We start from the raw sequence: 24,474 nt of genomic DNA on the forward strand, positions 1-24,474 counted from the left end.
CTGGGTCGTTCACGCGGCGAAGGACGCCGAACTGCTGATGCGTTGCCCCGGCAGCCCGTCGAACAGCCCGGCCGAGCCGCGGGGCCGCCACAGCGGGACCGGGCCCGCGCCGGGCACGGGGTCGAGGGTCAGGACCGCCGCCCGTTCCGCGGAGTCGAGCGCCCGCTGGACGACCATCGCGTTGGCCACGCTCTGCGCGACGCTGCCGACCGGCGGCACGCCGAACTGCACGGCGTCGGCGAAGTCGACGAGCTCCGCGCGGTAGCCGTTGTCGATCCCGCGGAAGACCGTCGTGCGGGTGCTGGCGTCCCGGCCGCTGCGCGTCACGCGGCGCTCCGCCTCGGAGCCGGCGAGCACGAGGACGCCTTCCGTGCCGTACAGCCGCATTTCGTTCGGTTCGGGCGGCACCGGGATCTCGGGGAAGGACGCGGTGTAGTTGCCGATGGCGCCGCCGGTGAAGACGAGGTTGAGCGCGAGGTCCGACGGCGCGTCGATCGTGCTGTTGGCCGCCTGCACGGCACCGTGCACCCGCGCGATGTCGCCGCAGAGCAACCGGATCTGGGCGATGTGGTGCACGCCGAAGTCGAGGTGCACGCCGCCGCGGTACTCCGGCCGGTGTCGCCACGGCGTACCGGTGAACCCGCCTTCGCGGGGCACCACCCAGTCGGTGTGCCGCCACGCCATCAGGTGCGGGCGGCCGATCGCGCCGTCGTCGAGCAACGTGCGGGCGTAGCGCAGGTCGTCGCGGTAGAAGTAGTTCTCGCCCACCAGGAACGTGCGCTCCGGGTACCGGGCCGCCAGTGCGAGGAAGGCCGTGGCCTGCTCCGCGTCGACGCCGGCCGGCTTTTCGCAGAGCACGTCTTTGCCGGCCGCGAGCGCTTCGCACGCCACTTCGTACAGGTGGGGGATCGGCACCGCGATCAGCACGGCGTCCACGTCGTTGCGGGCCAGCAATGCCGCCCGGCTGTCGACGGCGCGGGCCGGATCGGTCCCGCTGTAGGCGGCGAACCGCCGGCGCTGCTCCGCCGAGGAGTCGGTGAACGCGGTGACCGCGAACCGGTCGGCGAGCCCGCGCAACGCCGGCCAGTGCAGCTTCTCGACCGCGAGACCGGTGCCGATCAGCCCCAGCCGGATCGGCGGGATCGCCGGTGCTGCCATGCCTCGTCCGTCCTCGTCATCGGTTCCGGAACCAGGTCGTGCCGAGTTTCAACGCCGCTTGGCGGCCCGCTTGCTTCGCTGCCCCTTCTCCGCGAGGAGCGTGGAAAAGTTGTTGCTCAGGTGCTCGCGCATCGCCGCGCGGGCCGCTGCCGGGTCGCGCGCCACGAGCGCCTCGTAGATCTTCGTGTGCTGGGCGGTGGCGCGGTGCAGCCCGGCCGGCGCCTCGTTGGTGACGCGCCGGCTGGCCGTGCCGAGCCAGCGGGCGGAGTACATGATCCGGTCGAGGATGCGGTTGTCCGCCGCCCGGCAGATCTCCATGTGGAATTCGTGGTCGACCTCGAGGTAGGCCTCGGGGTCCGCCTCGAGCGCCGCCATGCGCCCGATTTCGTCCCCGAGCCGGGCCAGCGTCTCGTCGGAGATGCTGGCCGCCGCCATCGCCGCGAGCTCGGGCTCGAGCAGCGCGCGCATCTGGTGCAGTTCCTGCAGCAGCTCCTCGACGATCGCCGCGGGCAGCCACTCGATCAGCAACGGGCTCAGGTAATCCCACTCCGCGCGGGGGCGCACGACGACCCGGCGGCCCTGGGCGACGTCGACGATGTCGAGCGAGGCGAGGATCTTGAGCGTCTCGCGCGCCACCACGCGGGACACCCCGAATTCCTGGGAGATCTCGAGTTCCGACGGCGCCCGGCCGTCCCCGATTTCGCCGCGGACGATCCGCCGGGTCAGGTGGGCCGCCACCTGCACCGGAAGGGTCCGGACCTTGACAGCGTCCGGAGACTCTTGTCTCCTTGGCATGTCATCAGCTTATAGGACAAGTTGGACCTCGCGACAGTCCGTTTTTCCGGCACTACCCAGCGGCGGGAGAGCAATGCGGATCGTGAACGTCACGACGGCGGTGGTCGCCTACCACGGTCAGGCCACGCTGGTGCGGATCGACACCGACGAGGGCCTCAGCGGGTTCGGCGAGGCCAACCCCGACGCCGGCGCGGGTGCCGTCGTCGGCATGATCGGCGCCCTGACCCCCTTGCTGCTCGGCGAGGACCCGCGCAACGTCGAGCGGTGCTGGGAGAAACTGCGCCGCAGCAAGGTTTTCGCCGGCGCGCAGAGCGGGGTGTTCGTGATCGCGCTGTCCGGGATCGAGCTCGCGCTGTGGGACCTGGCGGGCAAGGCCGCGGGCCAGCCGGTGCACCGGCTGCTCGGCGGGAAGTTCCGCGACCGCATCCGCCTCTACGCCGACTGCGGCGACGGCGACGACCCGGCGGGCTCGGTCGCCGGGTGCGTCGACCGGGCCCAGCGGATGGTCGCCGAAGGCTTCACCGCGCTCAAGTTCGACATCGACAACCTGCGCCACCCGGCCAAGTTCGACGATTTCAACCACACGGTCAACGCCGCCGAGCTGCGCTCGATGGTCCAGCGCGTGGCCGCCGTCCGGGAGGCGATCGGACCGGACGTCGACCTGGCCATCGACCTGCACGCCCGCTACGACGTGCCCAGCGCGTGCCGGATCGCGTGGGAGCTCGAGCCGTTCCACCTGATGTGGCTGGAGGAGCCGCTGCCGGCGGAGAACGTCGACGCGCTGGTGCGGGTGCGCGCGCAGACCCGCACGCCGATCTGCGCGGGAGAAAACCTTTACCTGCGCTGGGGTTTCCGCGAACTGCTCGAACGCGGCGCGGTGGACGTCATCGAACCGGACGTGCCGAAGTGCGGCGGCCTCGCCGAGGCGAAGAAGATCGCCAACCTCGCGGAGCTGCACTACATCCCGTTCGCCCCGCACCTGGTCTCGACACCGCTGGGCACGATGGCCACGTCCCACCAGTGCGCGGCGATCCCCAACTTCCTCGTCCAGGAATGGCACGCCCTCGAGGAACGCGCGGTGTGGGACAGCTACGTCCACGCCCCCGACGGGAGCGGCTCGATCGTGAAGGACGGGTACATCACGCTTCCCGACACGCCGGGGATCGGGGTGGAGCTGGACATGGACGGCGTGCGGGCACACGCCGTCGAGGGGTACGGAGTGTTCGAGTAGCGGAGCCCTGAGCGGCGCACCCGGCCATCCGCGATGTCATGAAAGGGTCGTTCATCTCGTCCGACGACATGAACGACCCTTTCATGACATCCCCGCGACCCCGGGCAAAGCCGCGCGGCCGCCATGACCCGCGCACCCACGTCCTGAACGACCCTTTCATGACATCCGGACCCGGGCTACTCGTCGAACGGGCCGGCGTACGACGGCGGCCGCGCACGCATCGCCAGCGCCAGCCTCAGGCGGATGCGCGTGGACGGCGGCAGCTCGACGCGCAGCCAAGGCCCCCCGACCCCGATCGACGCCGACGTCACGGCCGGCTCGCCGTGGCCGTAGTCGTAGAGGTTGCCGAGCCACGAAGGGTCGTCGCACACGCTGTACTCCGCGGTCCGGATGTGGTGCTCGGCGAAGGCGCCGGCCTGCACCACCAGCGACCGCGCCGCCTGCGGGGCGAGGTTGACCAGGTCGAGGACGGTCGCCTCCGGGGCGATGCCGGAAACCAGCGCCGCCACCGACGGCGGCAGGCCCGGCCGCCTCGACCGCGCGTCGTAGTAGCGCACGCGGGCTTGCTGCAGGCCGCCGTTGTAGACGACCTGCGGCGCGCCCCAGGTGAGCTGGACCAGTGCCTCGGTGACCACCGGGTTGGACTGCTGCCACAGGTGGATGTCGGCTTCCGGGACGTCCCGGCCGCGGTAGCGCTCGACGCGGGCCAGCCGGTGGCGCACCTGGGCCTGGGCGGCGGCCAGGATCCGTTCCGGGTAGCCGGGGTCGTCACCGGCCAGGTAGGCCAGCCAGGGCTCTTCGTGGCCGGCCTCTTCCTTGCTGCGGAAGGGCCGCACGGTGCGCCAGTCGTAGCCGCTCGCGGCGCGCAGCCGGTCGAGGCGGTCGCGGTCGGCCGCCGAGGCCGAGTGGTGCCACAGCGCGACCGGGACGCCCATCAGCATCGGGTTGTAGTCGAACCACCCGCGGTCGTCGTGGCGGAACGGCACGTGCAGCGTGGGCGTGTGGACGTCCTCGCGCAGCTGGACCGACCACTTCGACGCGAGGCTGGAGTCCGCTTCGGTGAACGTCATGACCTTGCCGTGGGCGATGATCTCGTCCAGCGCCGGGCGCACCAGGTCGGCGAACGTGTCGTCGCCCGTCGCGAGCGCGGCCGACAGCGCGCCGACGACGGCGGCGTGCCCGACGCTGTACCAGCCGTGCGGCCACGACCAGCCGTAGTGCCCGCCGTACCAGCGGCCCTCCAGCAGGCCGCCCACGGTGCCGTCGGGAGCGACGTTGTCCGGCAGCACGCCGCCGTTGGCCGTCGCGCGTTCCCGCCAGGCACCCACGTACTCGGCGAGCCAGTCGCGGTAGCGTGGGTCGCCGGTCAGCAGCAGCGCGTTGAGGACGAGCCCGGACGCCGCCAGGTTGACCGCGGTGTCGCCCGTCCCCATCCGGCGGCGCATCTGCTCGCCCAGCGCGGAGTCCTCCGGCGGCAGCCACTCCAGCGGGAAGCCGTACGTCCGGGCCTCGTGGGGCAGCCAGGGGTAGGAGTCACCGTCGAAGAGCCCTTCGCGCGCCGGGTCGCTGCCGTTGTGGGGACGCCGGATGATGCGGTGCGCGGGGTCGTAGACGCCGTGCGCCGGGTCGACGTAGAGCTCCGCGAACCGCAGTGCCCGGTCCCGCCACCGCTCCGGCGCGGCCATGCACAGGAAGTACAGCAGCAGCAGGCTTTCCCCTTGGTGGAACCAGTCGTAGCCGCGTTCGTACTCGTCGTGCAGCATGCCTAGCTCGGTCAGCTGCCGGGTGACGCCCTCCCAGTGGCGCTCGGACTCGGGGAGGAGGTCGGCGGCGCCGCCGAGCAGGTAGAGCTGGGGCCAGTTGAAGAACGTCTCGTAGAAGTCGTCCACGCCGTCGCGGGTGCTGAGCTCGCCGGTGTAGCGCAGCCGTCCGTCCGGCCCGGTGAAGGCGGCGGCGAACCGGCGCCAGGCCTGGTCGAGCAGGTCGAAGAGGCCGCGCTCGGCGATCGCCCAGCCGGGCGGTTCGAGCAGGGGGACCGAGGCGGTGATGACGGGGAGCATCGCGGTCACTCCTTGGTCGCGCCGGCGAGCATGCCGGCTACCAGGAAACGCTGGGAGAAAAGGAAGACGACGAGCACCGGGGTGATCGCGAGCAGCGTGGCCAGCGCGAGCTCCGGCCGGTGGACCGCCGCGGTGCCGGCGGTCGGGTTGAACTGGGGCACGGCGGCGAGCAGGGTGCCCAGGCCGACCTGGACGGGGAACTGGTCGCTTTCCGGGAGCAGGACGTACGGCAGGAAGTAGTTGGTCCAGTTGGCGACGAAGCTGAAGAACCCGACGAGCGCCGCCACCGGGGCGGCCAGGGGCAGGGCGATGTGGCGGAACACGCCGAACGGCGAGCAGCCGTCGAGCGTCGCCGCGTCGATCAGGTCGCGGGGCATCGAAGTGCTGTAGTAGATGTAGGTCAGGTACACGCCGAACGGGTAGAACGCGTACGGCAGGATGATCGACCACATCGAGCCGATCAGGTGCACCGCGTTGGCTTCGAGGAACAGCGGCACCACCAGGGTCGCGTTCGGCATCAGCATGACCACCAGGGTCGCGACGAGCAGCGTGCGCCGGCCGCGGAACTCGGTCATCGCGAGGGCGTAGCCGGCCGGGATCGCCACGCACAGCGTGATCGCGAGCGCGACGAACGAGTACGTCGCGGAGTTGCCCAGCCACCGGAGGATTGCGTTGTCCCCGAAGGAGGTCAACGCGGTCCAGTTGTCCCCGAGCGCGTCCCACGAGCCGAACGACAGCGGGTTGCCGTGCACGAGCTGGTCGTCGGTCTTGGTGGCGGCCAGCACCAGCCACAGCACCGGCAGCGCGAAGAAGACCACGAACAGCGCGAGCACCAGGACCGCCGCCGGGTTCGGCGGCTTGCGGCGGGGGCTAGCCGGCATCGAAGAACCCCGACCGGGCGACGAACACGCCCGCGACGACCACACTGAGCACCAGCAGCTCGACCGAGACGGCCGCGGCGGTGTTCACGTTGTCGTACTGGAACGCGAAGTCGTAGGAGAGCTGGTTGAGCGAGTAGTCGCGGCCGGCGACGCCGACGCTCGCCTGGGAAAGCAGCTGCGGTTCGACGAACAGCTGGGTGCCACCGGCGAACGCGAGGATCACCAGGTAGACGATCCACTTGCGCAGCAGCGGTAGTTGCACGCGCCACGCGGTCTGCCACGCGCCCGCGCCGTCGATCCGCGCCGCTTCCAGCAGGTCGGGGGAGATGGTGTTCAGCGCGCCGTACATCACGACGATCCAGCCACCCGCGCCGGTCCAGAACGCGATCGCGGTGAACAGCACCGGCAGGTGCCCGGGCGCGACGACCTGGCCGAAGGTGTCGAACCCGGCCGCCCGCAGCAGGAAGCCCACCGGGCTCACGGCCGGGTCCAGCATGAAGAGCCAGACCAGGACGCTCGCCGCGCCGGCCAGCGCCCCGGGGAGGTAGTAGAGGAAGCGCAGGGCGGTGCCCGCCGTCCGGGAGCGCAGGCGGTGCAGCAGCAGGGCCAGGCCGACGACGAGCACCACCAGCGACACCAGCCAGCACAGCAGGTAGAGCGCCACGTGCCCGACCGCGGGCAGGTACCGGAAGTCTTCGGCGGCCTCGGCGAAGTTCGCCAGGCCGGCGAAGCGGTTGCCCGCGTCGGTGAACGCGAAGTACACCGCGTACCCCGTGGGCACGATGCCGAACGCGAGCAGCAGGACGACGTACGCGGCGACGAACAGGTGCCCGGTCCGGCCCGTGCTCACCGGCCGACCTCGTAGCCGGTGGCCCGCGCGTGGTCGGTGATCGCCTGCTGCCAGTCGGGGAGCAGGGAGACGAGCGTCTTGCCCGCGGTCTGGCCGGGCGTGACGGTCGCGGCCCAGATCGCCTCCTGGCTGAACTGGCCGTACCCCCAGCCGGGCCACACCTGCGCGGCGGCCGTCCGCAACGGCCCGGTGATGTCGCCGACGTAGTACCCGCTGGCTGCTTGCTTCGCGAGCCAGGACTTCGCCGCGCCCGTGTGGGCGGGGTAGCCCGGCGCGACCTGGCCCTGGTAGTCGGGCGCGGTGGTCACCCAGGTGAGGAAGTCGGTGGCGGCCTTGAGGTTGGCGCTGTGCGCGGACAGCAGCCAGGTGCCGCCGCCGACGTTGCCGACCGACGGCGCCGTTTCGCCTGCCCACTGCGGCATCGGCGCGACGGCGATCTGGCCCTTGGGCGTCTTCAACGACTCCTGGAAGATCGAGCCGCCGAACCAGGACGGCCCGGGCAGCATGAGGATCTTGTCGCCGGAGTTCTTGTCGAAGTCCGAGCTGAACACGCTGCTGGTGGCCATCGTCCGGTTCCGGACCAGCGTGTCGAGGAGCGCCGCCATCCGGGTGCAGGCCGGGCTGGTGGTGTCGACCTTGACCGTCTTCGGGCCGGTGATCTGGTTGGCGCCGCACTTGCCCGCCCACAGATAGATCTCCGGGGTGAAGCTGTCCCCGGCCGTGCCGACCAGGTAACCGGGGTGCTCGGCGGCGACGCGCTCACCCAGCGCCTGGTACTCCTCCCAGGTCCGGGGCACCTGGTAGTTCCACTGCCGCATCAGGGCGGCGTTGTACCAGAGCACGGTCTGGGCGAGGTCGTTGCGCAGGCAGTAAAGCGTGCCGTCCACCGTGCACGGGTCGTTGGCACCGGGCGCCCACTCGCTGAGCGTGGCAGCCGGGATCTGCCCCTTGTTCAGCGGCGCGGTGAAGCCGGCTTGCACCGCCCAGGAGGTCTCGTTGTTCTGGGTGCTGAACACGACGTCCGGCCAGCCGCTGCGGGTGCGGTTGAACAGGCTCACCTTGGTCTGCAGGTAGTTCGAGCCGTTGGCGTCGCCGTCGTAGGTGACGACGTTCAGCTGCGCCGCCGGGTGCTGCTTCTGGTACAGCTGGACGGCGGGCAGCCGCGTCGAGTCGACCCACACGGTGAGCGGCCCGCCGGTCTGCGGCACCGGCTGGAACTCGTTCTGGGCGCCGCCGCCACCGGTCCCGCACGCCGTCACCGCGACGAGGACGGCGGCGGCGCCGAGCACGCGCCGGACCGGCTTGCCGGCGCGTCGGGCTGAGGTCGTCATGAACCTTGGCTCGCCTTCTCGAGGACGCGGAGGAAAGCGCGGGACCACTCGGGCAGGTCGGGCCAGCCGCGGCAGGACACCATCGCGCCGTCGACGACGTCGGGTGCGTCGGCGAACGTGGCGCCCGCCTGCTCGACGTCCGGCTTCAGGGGCGGGAAGGCGGCTGTGGTTCGGCCGCGCAGGAGGCCGAGCGCCGCCGGGACCTGGGCGCCGTGGCAGATGGTGCCGACCGGGAGCTCGCGCGCGAAGAAGGGCGGGACGATCCGGGCCACCTCCGGGTCGGCCCGCAGGTACTCCGGCGCGCGGCCGCCGGGGATCACGAGCGCGTCGAACTCGGCCGGGTCGACGTCGGCGAACGCCAGGTCGACCGGGAGCAGGTGCCCCGGTTTCTCGGTGTAGGCGTCCCAGCCGGGTTCGAAGTCGTGGACCACCAGGCGCACCGGCCGCGTCGTGGGCGCGGCCACGACCGCCTCGTGTCCGCCTTCGCGCAGGCGGAAGATCGGGTACATCGAGTCGAGCTCCTCGGCGGCGTCGCCGGTGAGCACCAGCACTCGGGCCATGTCGTTCCTCCTGGGTCACGCGTCGAAAGTTCGTTGACGCCCGGGCCGAGCGCCCCAATGTGGCCTTGGTTGCGTCTGACGCACCGAAGGCCGCCTTGGGTGCGTCTGACGCACCGAAGGCCACATTGGGGCGCTCGCCGGGGTGCGGTCTAGCGCAGCGTCCAGCGCTGGTTCGCCTGTCCGCTGCAGGTCCAGAGGACCAGCTGGGTGCCGTTGGCGGTGCCCTGTCCGTACGCGTCGAGGCAAAGGCCCGACTGGACGCCGGTGATCGAGCCGTTCGCGGTGATCGTCCACTGCTGGTTGGTCTGCCCGTGGCAGTCCCAGACGATCACCGGGGTGCCGTTCGTGGTGCCGTGGCCGGACGCGTCGAGGCACTTCGTCCCGCCGACGGTCAGCGTCTGGCCGGCGGGGGTCCACGCCTGGCCGGCCTGGCCGCCGCAGTCCTGGAGCCGGACCTGGGTTCCGTTGGCGGCGCTCGCCGCGTCCACGCACCGGCCCGACTGCGCGCCGACGATCTGCCGTGCCGACGACGTCCCGGGGGTGCCGATGCTCCCGGGTACCGACTTCAGCGCGCCGAACCAGGTGGCGGCCATCTTGTCGTACCCGGTTGCCGTCGGGTGGATGCCGTCGATCAGGTCGCCGGTGGTCACCGCCGAGTGCAGGTCGACCAGGTGCACGTGCTTGCCGGCGTTCTGGTTGGCCGTCACGATGCCGGGGATCGCGGAGTTGAACGTGCGGGCCGCGGACTCCTGCCCGGAGTTGGCGAGCGGGATGATCGTGGCGACGAAGACCTCGGCGTCCGGTGCGGTCGCGGTGATGTGGTCGATCAGGCCGGACAGCCGGGCCGGTGCGCGGCCGACGTCGTAGTTCTGCAGGATGTCGTTGGTGCCGATGTGCAGCAGGACCGTGTGCGAGCCGGTGTTCCGCAGCCAGGTGACGACGTTCGCGTCGATCTGGTCGATGCGCCAGCCCGGGTGGCCCTCGTGGTCGTGGTCGCCGAGGGCGGCCGGGCCGTTGTACTGCGAGCCGGTGAAGTCGACCTGGTAGCCGCCCGCGCTCAGGCGCTGCCACAGCCCGATCCGGTACCCGCCGGGAACCTGGGTGCCTTCGGTGATGGAGTCGCCGAGCGGCATGACCCGGACGCCGCCGTTGGAGTCGGCGGCCGCGGGGGTGGCCGGGAGCAGGGCGCCCAGGAACAGCGCGGCCGCGATGAGCCGGATTCTCATGGTTCTCCTCGATCCGTCAGCCGAAGGTCCACTGCTGGTTGGCCTGCCCGGTGCACGTCCAGAGCCGGACGGCGGTGCCGTTGGCGGTCCCGCCGCCGGTGACGTCCAGGCACAGTCCGGACTGGACACCGACGACGGCGCCGGCCGAGGTGACCTGCCAGCGCTGGTTGGCGCCGCCGTTGCAGGTCCAGCTGACGACCTTGGTGCCCGGGGTGGTGCCCTGGCCGGAGGCGTCCAGGCACCGGGTGCTGTCGCCGCTGTACACGGTCAGCTCGCCCGCGGTGGTCCGGGTCCAGGACTGGTTGGCGCCGCCGTGGCAGTCCCAGATCTGCACCTGCGCGCCGGGGGTGGTGCTCGCGCCGCTGACGTCCAGGCACCGGCCCGCCCCGGCCGCGCGCACCGGGGTCGCGGCCGGCCCGGTGCCGCCCGGGCCCGCGGCGGCGATGACCTGCTGCGCGCCGGAAGGCCAGCTGGTGCCGCTCACCTGGACGTTGCCGCTCAGGACGTTGTTGTGCGGCGGCCCGGTGGCCACGTTCGTCGCACCGCCGTTGTACCAGTTGCCGCTGAAGGTGCTGTCGCTGGTGTTGTTGCTGCCACTGGCGTTCGTGAACGCCCACACGCCGGAGTCCTGGATCACGTTGGCCGACAGGGAAACGTAGCGCGAGCCCTCGTCCAGGTACAGGCCGACCGTGCGGTTGTTGTCGTACACGTGGTTGTGGTCGATGGAGCTGCCGGGGTTGGCGGAGAGGTTGTAGATGCTCCCGCCGTCGTGCATGAGCTTCTTGGTGCCGTGCACCCGGTTGTAGCTGACAACCGTGTCCCGCAACGTGGTCGGGGTGGTGTAGACCGGCTGGTAGTTGTACAGGCCGCGGTTGCGGTAGTCCTGGCTGCCACCCGGGTCGTTCGCGCCCCAGCCCCAGCCGACGTCGATGCCGTCGTAGGTCAGGTTCGCGACGTCGTTGTGCGTGATCACCGCGTGCGTGACGTAGGTCGACAGGATGCCGGCCATTTCCCGGTAGTCCAGCGCGACGCGGCTGATCGTGTTGCCCGACAAGGTGATGTCGCGGTTGGTCATCGCCGGGTTCGCGGGGTGGTGGGCGTCCGGCCGCACGCCGCCGACGACGACGCCCGAGCCCGAGTCCTCGGTGAACGTGTTGTGGTCCACGACGATCGACGACGCCCCGAGGCCGATCCCGGACGCGTGGGCGTTCGCGTCGTTGCCGATGCCCAGCGCCACCTGCCCGAGGTGGGTGAACGTGTTGCCGCTGAAGGTGATCCCGGTCGCGGCCGACACCTGCACGGCGGCCGGGGCCTGCGCCCAGCCGTTGCGGGCGCCCTCGAACAGCGGGCAGCCCGACTGGCACGAGCTGAGGAAGTCGCCCGGCATCGGCGCCGCGGCGGGGAGGAACGTGCCGCTCTGCTGGTTGGCGTAACCGACCGAAGTGCCCGGCGTGAGCCACGTCGTGTGCTCGAAGTGCAGGCCCTGGAAGGCGATTCCGCGCACCGGGTCGTCGTAGGTGCCGCTGATCTGCAGCAGCGACGTGAGCCGGGGGAGTTCGACGTCGTGGGCGCCGGGCACCCAGCCGGCCGGTGCCTTGTAGTAGAGCTTGCCGGCGTCCGGGTCCAGGTACCACTGGCCCGCGTTCTTCAGGAACGAAGCGGAGTTCTCCAGGAACAGCTGGCCGCCGCCGAAGGGCTTGGCGAGGGTGTCGTAGCCCCAGTTGTTGTTGTTCCACGCGGGTTGCCGCATGACGATCGACGTGCCGCTGATGTGGTCGACGGGGGAGTACCGGTCGGTGAAGGAGTTCTGGCTCTCCACTTCGATCCGGTCCTGCCGCGGCAGCGTGGCGAGGTAGTTCAGCGCGGGGTTGACGATGGTCATGCCCGTAGCGGTGATCTGCACGTCGGTGCGTGAGATCGGGATCGCCGCGCGCGGCGCCAGCACGCCGTCCACGAACAGCTGCCGCGAGTCGGTGCCCGGCGGCACGGCGGCCGCCCAGATGTTCTGGCCCGCGTCCTGCACCGCCCAGCCGGTTACCTGCGTACCGCCGGAAAGGATGGGCGTCTGGCCGGCCGCGGCCTGCCAGGTGACGGTGTGGCCGTTCTGCCCCGAGTCGGCGCTGGTGAACTCGAGCGGAGCCGAAAGCCGGTACGTGCCGCCGGCGAGCTGCACGACCACGTCGGAAGCCCCCGACTGCGCGCGGGCCAGCTGCTGGGCCTTGGCCGGGGTGGCGACCGGGCGGTCGGGCGTGCCGGGGTTGGCGTCGTCGCCGGTGGGGGCCACGGCGATGGTGACGGTCGCGGCGTGGGCGGGCGGCGCGGCCACCGCGGTCACCAGGAGGGCGGTGACGAGCGCGGCGGCCGCGGAACCGGGGCGCGGCGGCATGGCGGCAACCTCTCCGGGGACGGGACGGTCCACAGTGGATCGGACGGGCCGAGGGGGCGGGATGTGTACGACTCATACGAGGTCATCGGGTGACCGGCGTCAAGGGGTCCGGCGGCGCGGCATCCGCGTTCGACATTTTCACCTGTGCCAACGCATGTAACTTTCATTCCGGCTCTCGGCGGTGTTGACCGCACGCCGGTGTGGCGCGGTACAGTCACACGCCGGAGCCGGTGAGTCATACTCATCGGGTGACTCGTGACGAGGAGACCGCACCGCCTGCCCCGTACCGGCCCGGCTACGAAGTGGTGGCCGAGCAGCTCCTGCACCTGATCGCCGAGCTGGACCTGAAACCCGGCGACCGGATGCCGACCGAGGTCGAGCTGGCGGCGCGGATGGGAACCAGCCGGACCGTGGTGCGGGAGGCCGTCAAGATCCTCTCGGCGATCGGCCGGGTGCGAGCGCACAAGGGACGTGGGCTGTATGTGTCCGACGACGAGGGCATGCTCGGTGCGCCCCGGTGGGGCGGCTTCTTCCTGCCCGCCGACCTCGACCACGTCTACATGCTCTTCGAGTTCCGCCGGGTCCAGGAAACGGCGGCCGGCCGGCTGGCGGCGGCCAACGCCACGCCGGTCGAGCTGCGCGCGATCGAGGCCGCCGCCGAGACCTGCCGTCGCGGGCACCTGACCGGGCAGAGCGCGCTGTTCGACCGCGGCGACGACGACTTCCACCTCGCGATCGCCACCGCGTCCCACAACCAGTTCCTCGTCGCGGCCGTGCGCGAAGCCCGCCGCCTGCAACGCCAGACGAACATCATCGGGATGTCCGGCGCGGTCGGCGGGCACGCGTCGGCCGCCGTCGAAGAGCACGCGGCCATCCACCGCGCGGTCCGGGACGGCGACCCGGACCGCGCGGCCCAGGCGGTCGCCGTCCACCTCGACAACACCCTGGAGGACTACCGGCGGGAGATCCAGCGGCGCCTCTTCGCCCGATGAGCACGGCACCGTCGTGCTCATTCCTTTGTGGACACGATGCGGCTGCGTAAGTTTCACCGCGCATTGACCTTTGCCGCCAAGCACTCTTATCTTGGCTCTTGCCCGTTCGGCCGGTAGCCGGACGATTCCGGAGCGCGCACCCCGCACGCTCCTCGCGCTCCTGAAGAGGAGTACCCGTGACGACGCTGTCTCGTGCTCTGCGCGCGGTTGTCCTGCTCGCCGCACTGGTCCTGGGCTTCGCGGCCCCCGTCGCCGCCGCGCCCGCGGCGGCCTTCAAGGTGCTGGTGTTCTCCAAGACCACCGGGTTCCGCCACGACTCCATCCCCGCCGGGATCGCCGCGATCCGGGAACTGGGGCAGCAGAACGGCTTCGCGGTGGACGCCACCGAGGACGACTCCACGTTCACCGACGCCGGCCTGGCCCCGTACGCCGCCGTCGTCTTCCTCTCCACGACCGGCGACCCGGTCGGCACGCAGGCCGGGAAGGACGCCTTCCGGCGGTACATCGAGCACGGCGGCGGGTTCGCCGGCGTCCACGCCGCGTCCGACAGCGGCTACGACTGGACGTGGTACGGCCAGCTGGTCGGGGCCTACTTCAAGCAGCACCCGGCGCAGCAGAACGCGCTCGTGAAGGTGGAAGACGCGAACCACCCGTCCACGCAGGGGTTGCCGGCGCAGTACACCCACTTCGACGAGTGGTACGACTTCCGGGCGAACCCGCGCCCGTCGGTCCACGTCCTGACCACTGTGGACGAATCGAGCTACTCGGGTGGCACGATGGGCGCGGACCACCCCACCACGTGGTGCCACGACTTCGACGGCGGCCGGGCCTGGTACACCGCCATGGGCCACACGATCGAAAGTTTCGGCGAAGCGAACTTCCGGCACCTGCTGCTGGGCGGGATCCGGACCGCGGCCGGTGCCGTCGCCGCCGACTGCTCGGTCACCACGACACCGCCGCCGTCGGGCAAGCAGATCGTGGGCGCGCAGTCGGGCCGGTGCGTGGAGGTGCCGAACGCCTCGACGGTCAACGGCACGCAGGTGCAGCTGCGGGACTGCGTGGCGGGCCAGGCGAACCAGACGTGGACCTACACCGCGGCCAAGCAGCTGACGGTGTACGGGAACAAGTGCCTGGACGCTTCCGGCCGCGGTACGGCCAACGGCACGCCGGTGATCATCTGGGACTGCACCGGGCAATCCAATCAGCAGTGGAATGTTAGCGCGAACACGATTACCGGTGTCCAGTCGAACCTCTGCCTGGACGCCTCGGGCCGCGGCACGGCCAACGGCACCAAGATCATCCTCTGGTCCTGCAGCGGGCAGGCCAACCAGCAGTGGACCCTGCGCTGAACCACCCGGCTGCTTCGAGGAGACCTGTCATGTCCGGATTTTCCGCGCTGCGCCGCGGCGCGCTGGCGGTGGCCGCGGTGGTGGCCGCCGCGCTGGTTCCCGTCCTCGCGACCCCCTCGGGCCAGGCCGCCGCGGCCCTGCCACCCGACTCGAAGTTCCAGAAGGTCACCCTGCACACCGAGACGTCCAACCCGATGGCGCTGGACGTCGCCCCGGACGGGCGCGTGTTCTACATCGACCGCCTCGGGGACGTGAAGGTCGTCAAGCCGAACGGCACCGCGGTCCTCGCGACGCACCTCGACGTCTTCACGGCCAACGAGTCCGGCGGGCTCAACATCGCGCTGGACCCCGGTTTCGCGACGAACCAATGGGTGTACGTCTACTACTCGCCGAACAACGCCGGCAACGTCGACCGGCTGAGCCGCTTCACCGTCACCGGCGACACGATCGACCGGTCGACCGAGAAGGTCGTGCTGGACGTGCCGGTGCAGCGCGCCGAATGCTGCCACCACGGCGCGGGGATGGTCATCGACAAGAAGAACGGCAACCTGTGGCTGTCGCTGGGGGACAACACCAACCCGTTCGCCTCCGACGGCTACAGCCCGCTCGACCGGCGGTCCGGGCGCGCGTACTGGGACGCCGAACGCACCGCGGGCAACACCAACAGCCTGTCCGGCAAGGTGTTGCGGATCCACCCGGAGTCCAACGGCACCTACACGATCCCCTCGGGCAACCTGTTCCCGCCCGGAACGGCGAACACCCGCCCGGAGATCTACACGATGGGTGAGCGCAACCCGTTTCGGATGGGCCTCGACCCGAAGACCGGCTACCCCCTGGTCGCCAACTACGGCCCGGACGCGCCGAACGCCAGCTCGACCCGCGGCCCGCAGAACACCGTGGAATGGGACGTCGTCAGCCAACCCGGAAACGCGGGCTGGCCGTTCTGCATCGGCCCCAACCTGCCCTACAACCAGTACGACTTCGCCACCGGCACCTCCGGCGCGAAGTTCGACTGCGCCGGCGGCCCCACCAACAGCTCGCCGAACAACACCGGCCTGACCAAGCTGCCGCCGGCCATCCCCGCGCAGGTGTACTACCACTACACCGCCGACCCCGCGCACTTCCCGCAGCTGTCCGGCGGCGCGCCGATGGCCGGTCCCGTCTACCGGTACGACCCGAACCTCTCCTCCACCCGCAAGTGGCCGGTGGACTTCGACGGGCGGGCGGTCTTCGCCGAGTGGAACACCAGCTCGATGTACACCTTCCAGCTCGACAGCGCCGGCACGAACGTCACCTCGATCGACCCGCTGCTGCCGTCGGTGAAGTTCAACCGGCCGATGGACTTCAAGTTCGGCCCGGACGGCGCCCTCTACATCATCGAATGGGGCACCGGGTACGGCGGCGGCAACAGCGACGCGTCCATCGACCGGGTCGACTACCTCGGCGGGGGCTCCGCCGCACCGGTCGCGAAGGCGGCCGCGGACCGCACCAGCGGGCCGGCGCCGCTCACCGTGAACTTCTCCAGCGCCGGCTCGGCCGACCCGGGCGGCTCGGCGTTGCGCTACAGCTGGAACTTCGGCGACGGCACCACGTCCACCGCGGCGAACCCGAGCCACACCTACGCCGCCGGCAACTACACCGCCGTGCTCACCGTGACCAACTCGGCCGGGGCCACCGGCACCGCGAGCGTCGCGATCACCGCGGGCAACACGGCGCCGTCGGTCACCATCACGACCCCACCGACCGGCGGGCTGTTCGAGTGGGGCGACAAGGTGCGCTTCGCCGTCACGGTCACCGATCCCGAGGACGGGACGATCGACTGTTCGCAGGTCACCATCCAGGCCTACCTCGGCCACGACGAGCACGGGCACCCGCTCGACCAGTACCACGGCTGCACCGCCGACGTGCAGACCACGCTTTCCTCGGGGCACAGCGAAAACGACAACATCTTCTACGTCGTCGAAGCGTCCTACACCGACAAGGGCGGCGCCGGGGGAGCGGGCCCGATCACCACCCGCGCCCAGGCGATCCTGCAACCCGAGATGAAGCAGGCCGAGTTCTTCACCGCCACCGGCCGCACCGCGGACGGGAAGGGCACCGACACCCCGGGCGTCACCGTGGAGGCCGCCACCGACCCGACGGGCGGCGGCAGCAGCGCGGCGTTCGTCCAGGACGGCGACTGGTGGTCGGTCGACCCGATCGCACTGGACAACATCACCGGGCTGCACGTCCGGGCCTCCTCGGGCGGCTCCGGCGGCACGCTCGAGGTGCGCCGCAACGCACCGGACGGCGCACTGGTCACCTCGGTGCCGATCACCGGCACCGGCGGCTGGCAGAACTGGCAGGACTTCGCGGTCACCCTGGCGAGCCCGCCGACCGGCACCGGCAAGCTCTACTTCGTGGCCCGCAACCCCGCCGGCCAGAGCGGCGCCGCCTACTTGTTCAACGTCAACTGGGTGCACTTCACCGGCGCCGGCGTCGGCCAGCCAGGCACCCCGGCCGCGGGCAAGCAGATCGTGGGGACGCAGTCCGGCCGGTGCGTCGAGGTGCCGAACTCCTCGACGGCCAACGGGACCCAGGTCCAGCTGCGCGACTGCGGCAGCCAGGCCGCCAACCAGCTGTGGACCTACACCAGCGGGAAGCAGCTGGTGGTCTACGGGAACAAGTGCCTGGACGCGTCCGGGCAGGGCACGGCCAACGGCACGCAGGTCATCATCTGGGACTGCCACAACCAGGCGAACCAGCAGTGGAACGTCAACGCCAACGGCACCATCACCGGCGTCCAGTCGGGGTTGTGCGTCGACGCGAACGCCCAGGGCACGGCCAACGGCACGAAGATCATCCTCTGGTCCTGCGGCGGCCAGGCCAACCAGCAGTGGAGCCTGCGATGAAACACGGTCCGGAGCGTTCCCCCGGTGTCCTGAATGAGTCATTCAGGACCTCCGAAGACCTGAATGACTCATTCAAGACGTTCGGCGCGCGGGGTGGCGGCAGGCGGGGCCGACTGCGTGGCCTCGTCGGAGCCCTCGCGTTCCTCCTCCTCGTGCCCCTCGTGGCGGTGTTCGCGACCGCCGCGCCGGCCGAGGCCGCCACGCTGACCCGCGTCACCGGGTTCGGCGCCAACCCGACCAACCTCGGCATGTACCTGTACGTGCCGGACAACGTGGCGCCCAAACCGGCCCTGCTCGTGCTGGTGCACTACTGCAGCGGTTCGGCGAGCGCGATCTTCAACGGCAACGGGCACGACTACGCGACGGCGGCCGACCGCTACGGCTACCTCGTCGTCGTCCCCGAAGCGACCCGCGACGGCCACTGCTTCGACGTGTCCACCAAAGCGGGCCTGACCCGCGACGGCGGCAGTGACAGCACCGGCATCATGGCGATGGTCGCCTGGACCCGCCAGCACTACAACGTGGACCCGGGCCGCATCGTCGTGAGCGGCTTCTCCTCGGGCGCCATGATGACCAACGTCCTCGCCGCCGAATACCCCGACGTCTTCTCCGCCGGCGCGGCCTTCTCCGGCGTGCCCGCCGGCTGCTTCGCCACCACCGACGGCTCGCTCTGGAACAGCCAGTGCGCGGGCGGGAACGTCATCAAGACCGCGCAGCAGTGGGCCGACCAGGCCCACGCCATGTACCCCGGCTACTCCGGCGGCTACCCGCGGATGCAGCTGTGGCACGGCGACCAGGACACCACCTTGGCGTACCCGAACTACGGCGAAGAGATCAAGCAGTGGACCGCGCTGCGCGGGCTGGGCCAGACGCCGTCGGCCACCGACCACCCGCAGTCGTCGTGGACCCGGAACCGCTACGGCGGCACCGGCACCCAGGCGCCCGTCGAGGGCATCACGATCGCGGGGACCGGCCACACCCTGCCCCAGGCCGGGATGCTCGCGTACGCCATCTCCTTCCTCGGCCTCGACGCCGGTGGGAGCACGGCCACCGGCGCGCCGGTGCGGTCGGTGGCCGCGGGCCGGTGCCTGGACGTGCCGGGCCAGTCGACCACCCAGGGCACGCGCCTGCAGGTCTGGGACTGCCACGGCGGCGCGAACCAGACGTGGACGGCCACGGCGGCCGGGGAGCTGACCGTCTACTCCGGTGGCTCGCTGCGCTGCCTCGACGCCGAGGGCGCCGGGACCGCGCCCGGCACGGCCGCGATCATCTGGGCCTGCCACGGCGGCGCCAACCAGAAGTGGCGGATCGGCTCCGACGGCACCATCACCGGGACGCAGTCGGGGCTCTGCCTGGAACTCGCGGGCGCGACCGGGAACGGCACCGCCGTCCGGCTCGGGACCTGCACGCACGCCACCACCCAGCAATGGACCCGGAACTGACCGGGGAAAGGAGCGCACGCGATGAGGTTCAGACGTCTGCTCGCGTCGGCCGCGATCGGGGCGCTGCTGATGACGCCCGCGATCGGCACCGCCCAGGCCGCCGTCCCCCGTGCGGCGGCGGCAGGCACCGCGGGGTGCGGGACCGCTCCCGGCCTGGCCAGCGGTAGCCACACGATCTCCAGCGGCGGCCAGAACCGCAGCTACATCCTGCGGGTGCCGTCCAACTACGACAGCTCCCACCCGTACCGGCTGTTCGTCGGGCTGCACTGGCGCGGCGGCACGGCCAACGACGTCGACTCCGGCGGGACCGACGGCTACAACTGGTCGTACTACGGCCTCCGGCGCCTCGCCGACAGCGCGGGCAACACCACGATCTTCGTGGCGCCCCAGGGCAACGGCAACGGCTGGGCCAACCCGGGCGGCCAGGACGTCACCTTCATCGACGACCTGCTGAGGCAGCTCGAGGCGGCGTTGTGCGTCGACACGTCCCAGGTCTTCGCGGGCGGCTTCAGCTACGGCGGGGCGATGAGCTACGCGCTCGCCTGCGCGCGGCCGTCGGTCTTCCGCGCGGTCGCCGTCTACTCCGGGGCCAACCTCAGCGGGTGCAGCGGCGGCACCCAGCCGGTCGCGTACATCGGCATGCACGGCATCGGGGACAACGTCCTGCCCATCGCGTCCGGCCGCGCGCTGCGCGACCAGTTCGTCCGGAACAACGGGTGCGCCGCGCAGAACCCGCCGGAGCCCTCGAGCGGCAGCCACACCCACATCGTCACGGCGTACTCCGGCTGCCGGGCCGGCTACCCGGTGGTCTGGGCCGCGTTCGACGGCGGCCACGACCCCGGCCCGCGCGACGGGTGCACCTGCAGCGGCTGGCAGACCTGGACGTCGGGCGAGGTCTGGAAGTTCTTCACGCAGTTCGGCTCCTCGACGCCGCCGTCCGGGTCGCCGGTTCAGGTCGGGGTGAACTACACCCTGGCGGCCGAGCACAGCGGCAAGCTCCTGGACATCAGCGGCGTCTCCACCGCGGCCGGCGCCCTGCTGCAGCAGTGGACGGCCACCGGCGGGCAGAACCAGCAGTTCGACTTCCTCGACTCCGGCGACGGCTACTACCGCGTCCGCGCGCGCCACAGCGGCCTGGTGCTCCAGGTGGCCGGGTCGGGCACCGGCGCGGACATCAGCCAGCAGCCGGACTCCGGGGCCGCCGCCCAGCAGTGGCGCGTGGCCGACCTGGGTGGCGGCGTCGTCGGCCTGGTCAACCGCTTGAGCGGTCTGACGATGGACGTCTGGGGCGCCTCGACCGCCGACGGCGCGCGGATCTCCCAGTGGACGGCCACCGGAGGGGCCAACCAGCGGTTCCGGCTTCAGCGCGCCTGACCTGCCCGCTGACCGGCGGTATCCTCCATCGAGCCCTTGCAGAGACAACGAAGTCTTGGGAGAGCGAACGTGTCGTCCGTCGAGTTGCCCCAGCTCCGTCCGACCCTGGCCGACGTCGCGCGGGCGGCCGGCGTGTCGACCGCCACCGCGTCCCGCGTGCTCAACGGTTTTCCGCGGGTCCGGCCGAAAACGCGCAAGCAGGTGGAGTCGGCGATGTCGGCTCTCGGGTACGCCCGGCAGAGAGCCGCGCGGGCGACCGCGGGCCGCACCGGCTCGGTCGCGCTGGTCGTGTGCGAGGAGGTGCTGCGGCTGTTCGCCGATCCGTTCTTCGCCCGCATCTCGGCCGGCGCGGGGAAGGAGCTGACCGAGGCGGGCCTGCAGCTCGTCCTGCTCACCGTGCCCGCGACGGAGAACTACCAGGCCCCGGTGCTGCGGTACCTCGACGGCGGCCACGTCGACGGCGCCCTCGTCGTCGGCATGCACGGCCGCCGTCCGCTCGACCTGGACTGGCTCGGCATCCCGGTGGTGTTCGGCGGCCGCCCGGTCGGGGGCGGGGGCTGCTCGTCGTACGTCGACGTGGACAACCGGGGTGGCGCGCAGCGGGCCACCCAGCGCCTCATCGACGCCGGGCGGCGGACCGTGGCGACCATCGCCGGCCCCCAGGACATGACCGCGGGCGTGGACCGGCTGCTCGGCTACCGGCAGGCGGTGGTGGGCGCCGGGCAGGCCGACCGCGGCCTGGTGGTGTTCGGCGACTTCGGCCAGGCGTCCGGCGAGCACGCCACCACCCGGCTGCTGGACCGCAGGCCGAACGTCGACGCCATCTTCGCCGCCTCCGACATGATGGCGGTCGGCGCGCTGCGGGCCCTGCACCGCGCCGGCCGGCGGGTGCCCGGCGACGTGGCCGTCATCGGGTTCGACGACCTGCCGATCGGCCGCCGGACGGACCCGCCGCTCACCACCGTCCGCCAGCCGATCGAAGAGATGGGCGCCCGGATGACCGGCGAGCTGCTCGCGATGCTCGGCGGCTCGGCCGCGCCCCGCTGCGCCGTGCTGGACACCAAGCTCATCCTGCGCGCGACCGCTTGACCATTTCTGTTAGCGCTAACATCCGAAGGAGAACCCGTGACCATTCGAGTCAAGCCGGTGCGCGCCGTCCTGGTGTCGGCCGCGGTGCTGGCGGCCGCGCTGGCCGGCGCGGCACCGGCGTCCGCGGCGGCGACGACCCTCACGAGCGCGGCGTCGGGGCGGTGCCTGAACGTGGCGGGCGGCGTGGACACGGCGGGTACGGCGCTGGAGATCCGCGACTGCACCGGCCAGGCGAGCCAGTCCTTCGAGTTCACCGCCGCCGGGGAACTGCGGGCGATGAGCGGCACGCGGTGCGTGGACGCCTACGGCAACCGGACGGCGCCGGGGACGGCGGTGATCATCTGGACCTGCACCGGCGGGGCGAACCAGCAGTGGCGGCAGAACTCCGACGGCACGGTCACCGGCGTCCAGTCGGGGCTGTGCCTCGACGTGAACGGCGCCGGGACGGCGAACGGGACCCCGGTCATCATCTGGACCTGTCACGGCCAGAGCAACCAGCGGTGGACCACCGGGACTTCGGTGCCCACCGGCGCGGGTCCGTGCGACATCTACGCGTCGGGTGGTACGCCGTGCATCGCCGCGCACAGCACGGTCCGCGCGCTCTACGGCGCCTACAGCGGCAACCTGTACCAGGTCCGGCGCGCGTCCGACAACGCGACGCGCAACATCAGCGTCGTGGCGGCCGGTGGTGCCGCGGACGCCGCGGGGCAGGATTCCTTCTGCGCCAACACCTCCTGCGTCACGACGGTGGTCTACGACCAGTCCGGGCGGGGCAACGACCTGTGGTACCAGGGGTCGAGCGTGGTGCCGGGCTCCAGCCAGAGCAGCCCGGCGAAGTCGACCACGGAGTCGCTCACGATCGGCAGCCGGAAGGCGTATTCGCTGTACATCAACCCGGGCAACAGCTACTGGCGCGACGGCCACCTGACCGGCGTGCCCACCGGCAGCGCGCCCGAGGGCATGTACATGGTGACCAGCGGGACCCACGTCAACAGCGGCTGCTGCTTCGACTACGGCAACAGCGAAACGACCCGCAAGGCCGACGCCGCCGGCGCGATGGACGCCCTCAACTTCGGCAAGCAGTGCTGGTTCGGCGGCTGCTCCGGCACCGGCCCGTGGGTGCAGGCCGACCTCGAGTGGGGCCTGTACCCCGGCGGCAGCCAGACGTGGAACCCGAACCAGCGGGCGTTCGGCAGCAAGTTCGTCACGGCGGTGCTGAAGAACAACGGCACGTCCCGCTTCGCGATCAAGGGCAGCGACGCCCAGTCCGGCAGCTTGACGACCCTGTGGGACGGCAACCTCCCGAACGGCTACAGCCCGATGAAGAAGCAGGGCGCGATCGTGCTGGGCAGCGGCGGTGACTGCTGCAAGCCGGGCGGGGGCGCGAACCTGAGCGCGGGGACGTTCTACGAAGGGGCGATGGTGGCGGGGTACCCGTCGGATGCGACGGAGAACGCGGTGCAGGCGAACATCGTCGCGGCCGGGTACCGCTGAGGCCTTGTTCCGGGGAGAACCGAACGCCCGGGCCGCGGTGGGCGGCCCGGGCGTTCGGCGTCATCGGGTCAGCGGACGGAACAGGTGGTGCCGTTGAGCGCGAAGGCCGTCGGCGCGGCCGGGTCGCCGGTGTGGGTGGCCTGGAAGCCGATCGTGGTCGAGGCGTTCGGGGCGAGGACCGGGTTGTAGGCGGCGTTGCGTGCCGTCACCTGGCCCGAGACGGGGGAGTAGGTGGCGCCCCAGCCCGACGTGACCCGCTGGCCGGCCGGCAGGGTGAAGGCGAGGGACCAGCCGTCGATCGGCGCGCTGCCGGTGTTCGTGATGGTGAGGTTCTCCGTCAAGCCGGTGTTCCAGGCGGACACGGTGGCCGTGACCGCGCACGAACCGGCCGGGTCCGTGACCGTCCCGGCGAGCCCGAAGAACGCGATGGCCTGGGCGGCCATGCCGGTGGACGGGAGGCTGTGCCCGGCGCCCTGGATGCTGTACGCCTCCACGGTGTCGCCGTACCGGCGGCGCTGCCAGCCCGGCTGCGGGGTGTCGGTGGCCGTCGGTGCCTGGCTCAGGCCGAACACGTCCGTCCACTGCTCGATCTCCTCCTGCAGCAGCGAGTAGGGCACCAGGGTGTCGGCGGTGCCGTGCCACAGCTGGACGCGCGGGCGGGGGCCGCTGTAGCCCGGGTACGCCTGGCGGACGGCGTCGCCCCACTGCTGCGGGGTCCGGTTCATGCTGCCGCCGGTGCACTTGCTGGTGCCCGGCGGGTAGTCCGCGGCGCCGGCGAAGCAGTCGAAGGGCACGCCCATGAAAGCCGCACCGGCCCGGAACACGTCGGGGTAGAGGGCGAGCATTTCGTTGGTCATCATGCCGCCGGAGGACGAGCCGGTGGCGAAGACCCGGTCCGGGTCGGCGCCGTAGTGCTGTTCGGCGTAGGTCACCATCGAAACGATCGAGACCGGGTCGCTGCCGCCGCCGCGGTGCTTGGCCGCGTCGGACCACGTGTCGAAGCACTTCCCGAAACCGGCCTCCTGCTGGGCGCTGGGGTAGATGACGAGGAACCCGTACCGGTCGGCGAGCGACGCGAATTCGCTGCCCGAGTAGAAGCCGGGGCCCGAGCCGCCGCAGCCGTGCATGGCGACCACGACCGCGGGCCGGGCCGGGTGTGAGTCCGGCACGTAGACGTGCATGCGCATCCCGCCCGGGTTGTCGCCGAAGGCGGTCACCTCCACCAGGGAAGCGGCCGCCGCCGGCGGGGCGGCGATCCCCGTGACGGCGAGCAGCAGGACGGCGGCGAGCGTGGTTTTCAGTCCGGCCATCGTGGTTCTCCTTCCCTCGGTTGGGGCGGCAGAGGCCCGGCAATGGTGCGCCGGG

At 71.5% G+C, this 24,474-nt stretch carries 18 protein-coding genes; 8 read left to right on the forward strand and 10 right to left on the reverse strand.

What is annotated here, in order from left to right:
- Positions 1-9: 9 nt before the first annotated feature.
- Together EIY87_RS34495 and EIY87_RS34500 are read right to left on the reverse strand one after the other, a co-directional pair.
- Positions 10-1,158 carry a Gfo/Idh/MocA family protein gene (locus tag EIY87_RS34495; protein WP_125314085.1) on the reverse strand — a complete coding sequence of 383 codons (1,149 nt, stop codon included), beginning with the start codon at positions 1,156-1,158 and terminating at the stop codon, positions 10-12.
- Between the two features lie 48 nt (positions 1,159-1,206).
- A complete protein-coding gene (locus EIY87_RS34500; protein WP_225440215.1) occupies positions 1,207-1,953 on the reverse strand; it encodes a FadR/GntR family transcriptional regulator in 747 nt (248 codons plus the stop codon).
- Positions 1,954-2,026: 73 nt separating this feature from the next.
- Here EIY87_RS34500 and EIY87_RS34505 point away from each other — a divergent pair, with 73 nt between their 5' ends.
- Positions 2,027-3,184 (forward strand): mandelate racemase/muconate lactonizing enzyme family protein, encoded by a 1,158-nt coding sequence (locus tag EIY87_RS34505; protein WP_125314086.1) that lies wholly within the window; start codon positions 2,027-2,029, stop codon positions 3,182-3,184.
- A 176-nt stretch (positions 3,185-3,360) separates the two neighbouring features.
- Here EIY87_RS34505 and EIY87_RS34510 read toward each other — a convergent pair whose 3' ends face one another.
- The 7 genes from EIY87_RS34510 to EIY87_RS34540 all read right to left on the reverse strand — a co-directional run bounded on the left by EIY87_RS34510 (position 3,361) and on the right by EIY87_RS34540 (position 12,478).
- Positions 3,361-5,244, reverse strand: a complete 1,884-nt coding sequence (locus EIY87_RS34510) for a hypothetical protein (RefSeq protein ID WP_125314087.1) — start codon at positions 5,242-5,244, stop codon at positions 3,361-3,363.
- A gap of 5 nt (positions 5,245-5,249) precedes the next feature.
- Positions 5,250-6,125 carry a carbohydrate ABC transporter permease gene (locus EIY87_RS34515; protein ID WP_125314088.1) on the reverse strand — a complete coding sequence of 292 codons (876 nt, stop codon included), beginning with the start codon at positions 6,123-6,125 and terminating at the stop codon, positions 5,250-5,252.
- The gene (locus EIY87_RS34520) at positions 6,115-6,975 is read right to left on the reverse strand and encodes a carbohydrate ABC transporter permease (protein WP_225440216.1); all 861 of its coding nucleotides are present in this window, start codon (positions 6,973-6,975) and stop codon (positions 6,115-6,117) included. Before EIY87_RS34520 ends, EIY87_RS34515 begins: the two co-directional genes overlap by 11 nt.
- Positions 6,972-8,306, reverse strand: a complete 1,335-nt coding sequence (locus tag EIY87_RS34525) for an ABC transporter substrate-binding protein (RefSeq protein ID WP_125314089.1) — start codon at positions 8,304-8,306, stop codon at positions 6,972-6,974. The genes EIY87_RS34520 and EIY87_RS34525 overlap by 4 nt, the downstream gene beginning before the upstream one ends.
- A complete protein-coding gene (locus EIY87_RS34530) occupies positions 8,303-8,866 on the reverse strand; it encodes a DJ-1/PfpI family protein (RefSeq protein ID WP_125314090.1) in 564 nt (187 codons plus the stop codon). The genes EIY87_RS34525 and EIY87_RS34530 overlap by 4 nt, the downstream gene beginning before the upstream one ends.
- A 149-nt stretch (positions 8,867-9,015) precedes the next feature.
- On the reverse strand, positions 9,016-10,092 hold the full coding sequence (locus EIY87_RS34535; RefSeq protein WP_125314091.1) for a ricin-type beta-trefoil lectin domain protein: 1,077 nt from the start codon (positions 10,090-10,092) through the stop codon (positions 9,016-9,018).
- A gap of 16 nt (positions 10,093-10,108) precedes the next feature.
- The gene (locus EIY87_RS34540; protein ID WP_125314092.1) at positions 10,109-12,478 is read right to left on the reverse strand and encodes a ricin-type beta-trefoil lectin domain protein; all 2,370 of its coding nucleotides are present in this window, start codon (positions 12,476-12,478) and stop codon (positions 10,109-10,111) included.
- A 248-nt stretch (positions 12,479-12,726) separates the two neighbouring features.
- Here EIY87_RS34540 and EIY87_RS34545 point away from each other — a divergent pair, with 248 nt between their 5' ends.
- The 7 genes from EIY87_RS34545 (at position 12,727) to EIY87_RS34575 (ending at position 23,109) form a co-directional block, all read left to right on the forward strand.
- The gene (locus tag EIY87_RS34545) at positions 12,727-13,470 is read left to right on the forward strand and encodes a FadR/GntR family transcriptional regulator (RefSeq protein WP_225440217.1); all 744 of its coding nucleotides are present in this window, start codon (positions 12,727-12,729) and stop codon (positions 13,468-13,470) included.
- A 176-nt stretch (positions 13,471-13,646) separates the two neighbouring features.
- Complete coding sequence (locus EIY87_RS49175; RefSeq protein WP_125314093.1) at positions 13,647-14,819, forward strand: ThuA domain-containing protein; 1,173 nt, start codon at positions 13,647-13,649, stop codon at positions 14,817-14,819.
- A 29-nt stretch (positions 14,820-14,848) separates the two neighbouring features.
- Positions 14,849-17,710, forward strand: a complete 2,862-nt coding sequence (locus EIY87_RS34555; protein ID WP_125314094.1) for a PQQ-dependent sugar dehydrogenase — start codon at positions 14,849-14,851, stop codon at positions 17,708-17,710.
- 152 nt (positions 17,711-17,862) lie between these two features.
- Positions 17,863-19,152 carry an extracellular catalytic domain type 1 short-chain-length polyhydroxyalkanoate depolymerase gene (locus tag EIY87_RS34560; RefSeq protein WP_225440218.1) on the forward strand — a complete coding sequence of 430 codons (1,290 nt, stop codon included), beginning with the start codon at positions 17,863-17,865 and terminating at the stop codon, positions 19,150-19,152.
- Between the two features lie 21 nt (positions 19,153-19,173).
- The gene (locus EIY87_RS34565; protein ID WP_125314095.1) at positions 19,174-20,526 is read left to right on the forward strand and encodes an RICIN domain-containing protein; all 1,353 of its coding nucleotides are present in this window, start codon (positions 19,174-19,176) and stop codon (positions 20,524-20,526) included.
- A 69-nt stretch (positions 20,527-20,595) separates the two neighbouring features.
- Entirely contained in the window at positions 20,596-21,615 is a 1,020-nt protein-coding gene (locus EIY87_RS34570) for a LacI family DNA-binding transcriptional regulator (RefSeq protein ID WP_125314096.1), read from the forward strand.
- Positions 21,616-21,651: 36 nt separating this feature from the next.
- Complete coding sequence (locus EIY87_RS34575) at positions 21,652-23,109, forward strand: arabinofuranosidase catalytic domain-containing protein (RefSeq protein ID WP_263855647.1); 1,458 nt, start codon at positions 21,652-21,654, stop codon at positions 23,107-23,109.
- Between the two features lie 68 nt (positions 23,110-23,177).
- Here the strand turns inward: EIY87_RS34575 and EIY87_RS34580 are convergent, their stop codons facing one another.
- A complete protein-coding gene (locus tag EIY87_RS34580) occupies positions 23,178-24,419 on the reverse strand; it encodes an extracellular catalytic domain type 1 short-chain-length polyhydroxyalkanoate depolymerase (protein WP_125314097.1) in 1,242 nt (413 codons plus the stop codon).
- Positions 24,420-24,474: the final 55 nt, after the last annotated feature.

It is taken from the genome of Amycolatopsis eburnea (assembly GCF_003937945.1).
Lineage (GTDB): Bacteria > Actinomycetota > Actinomycetes > Mycobacteriales > Pseudonocardiaceae > Amycolatopsis > Amycolatopsis eburnea.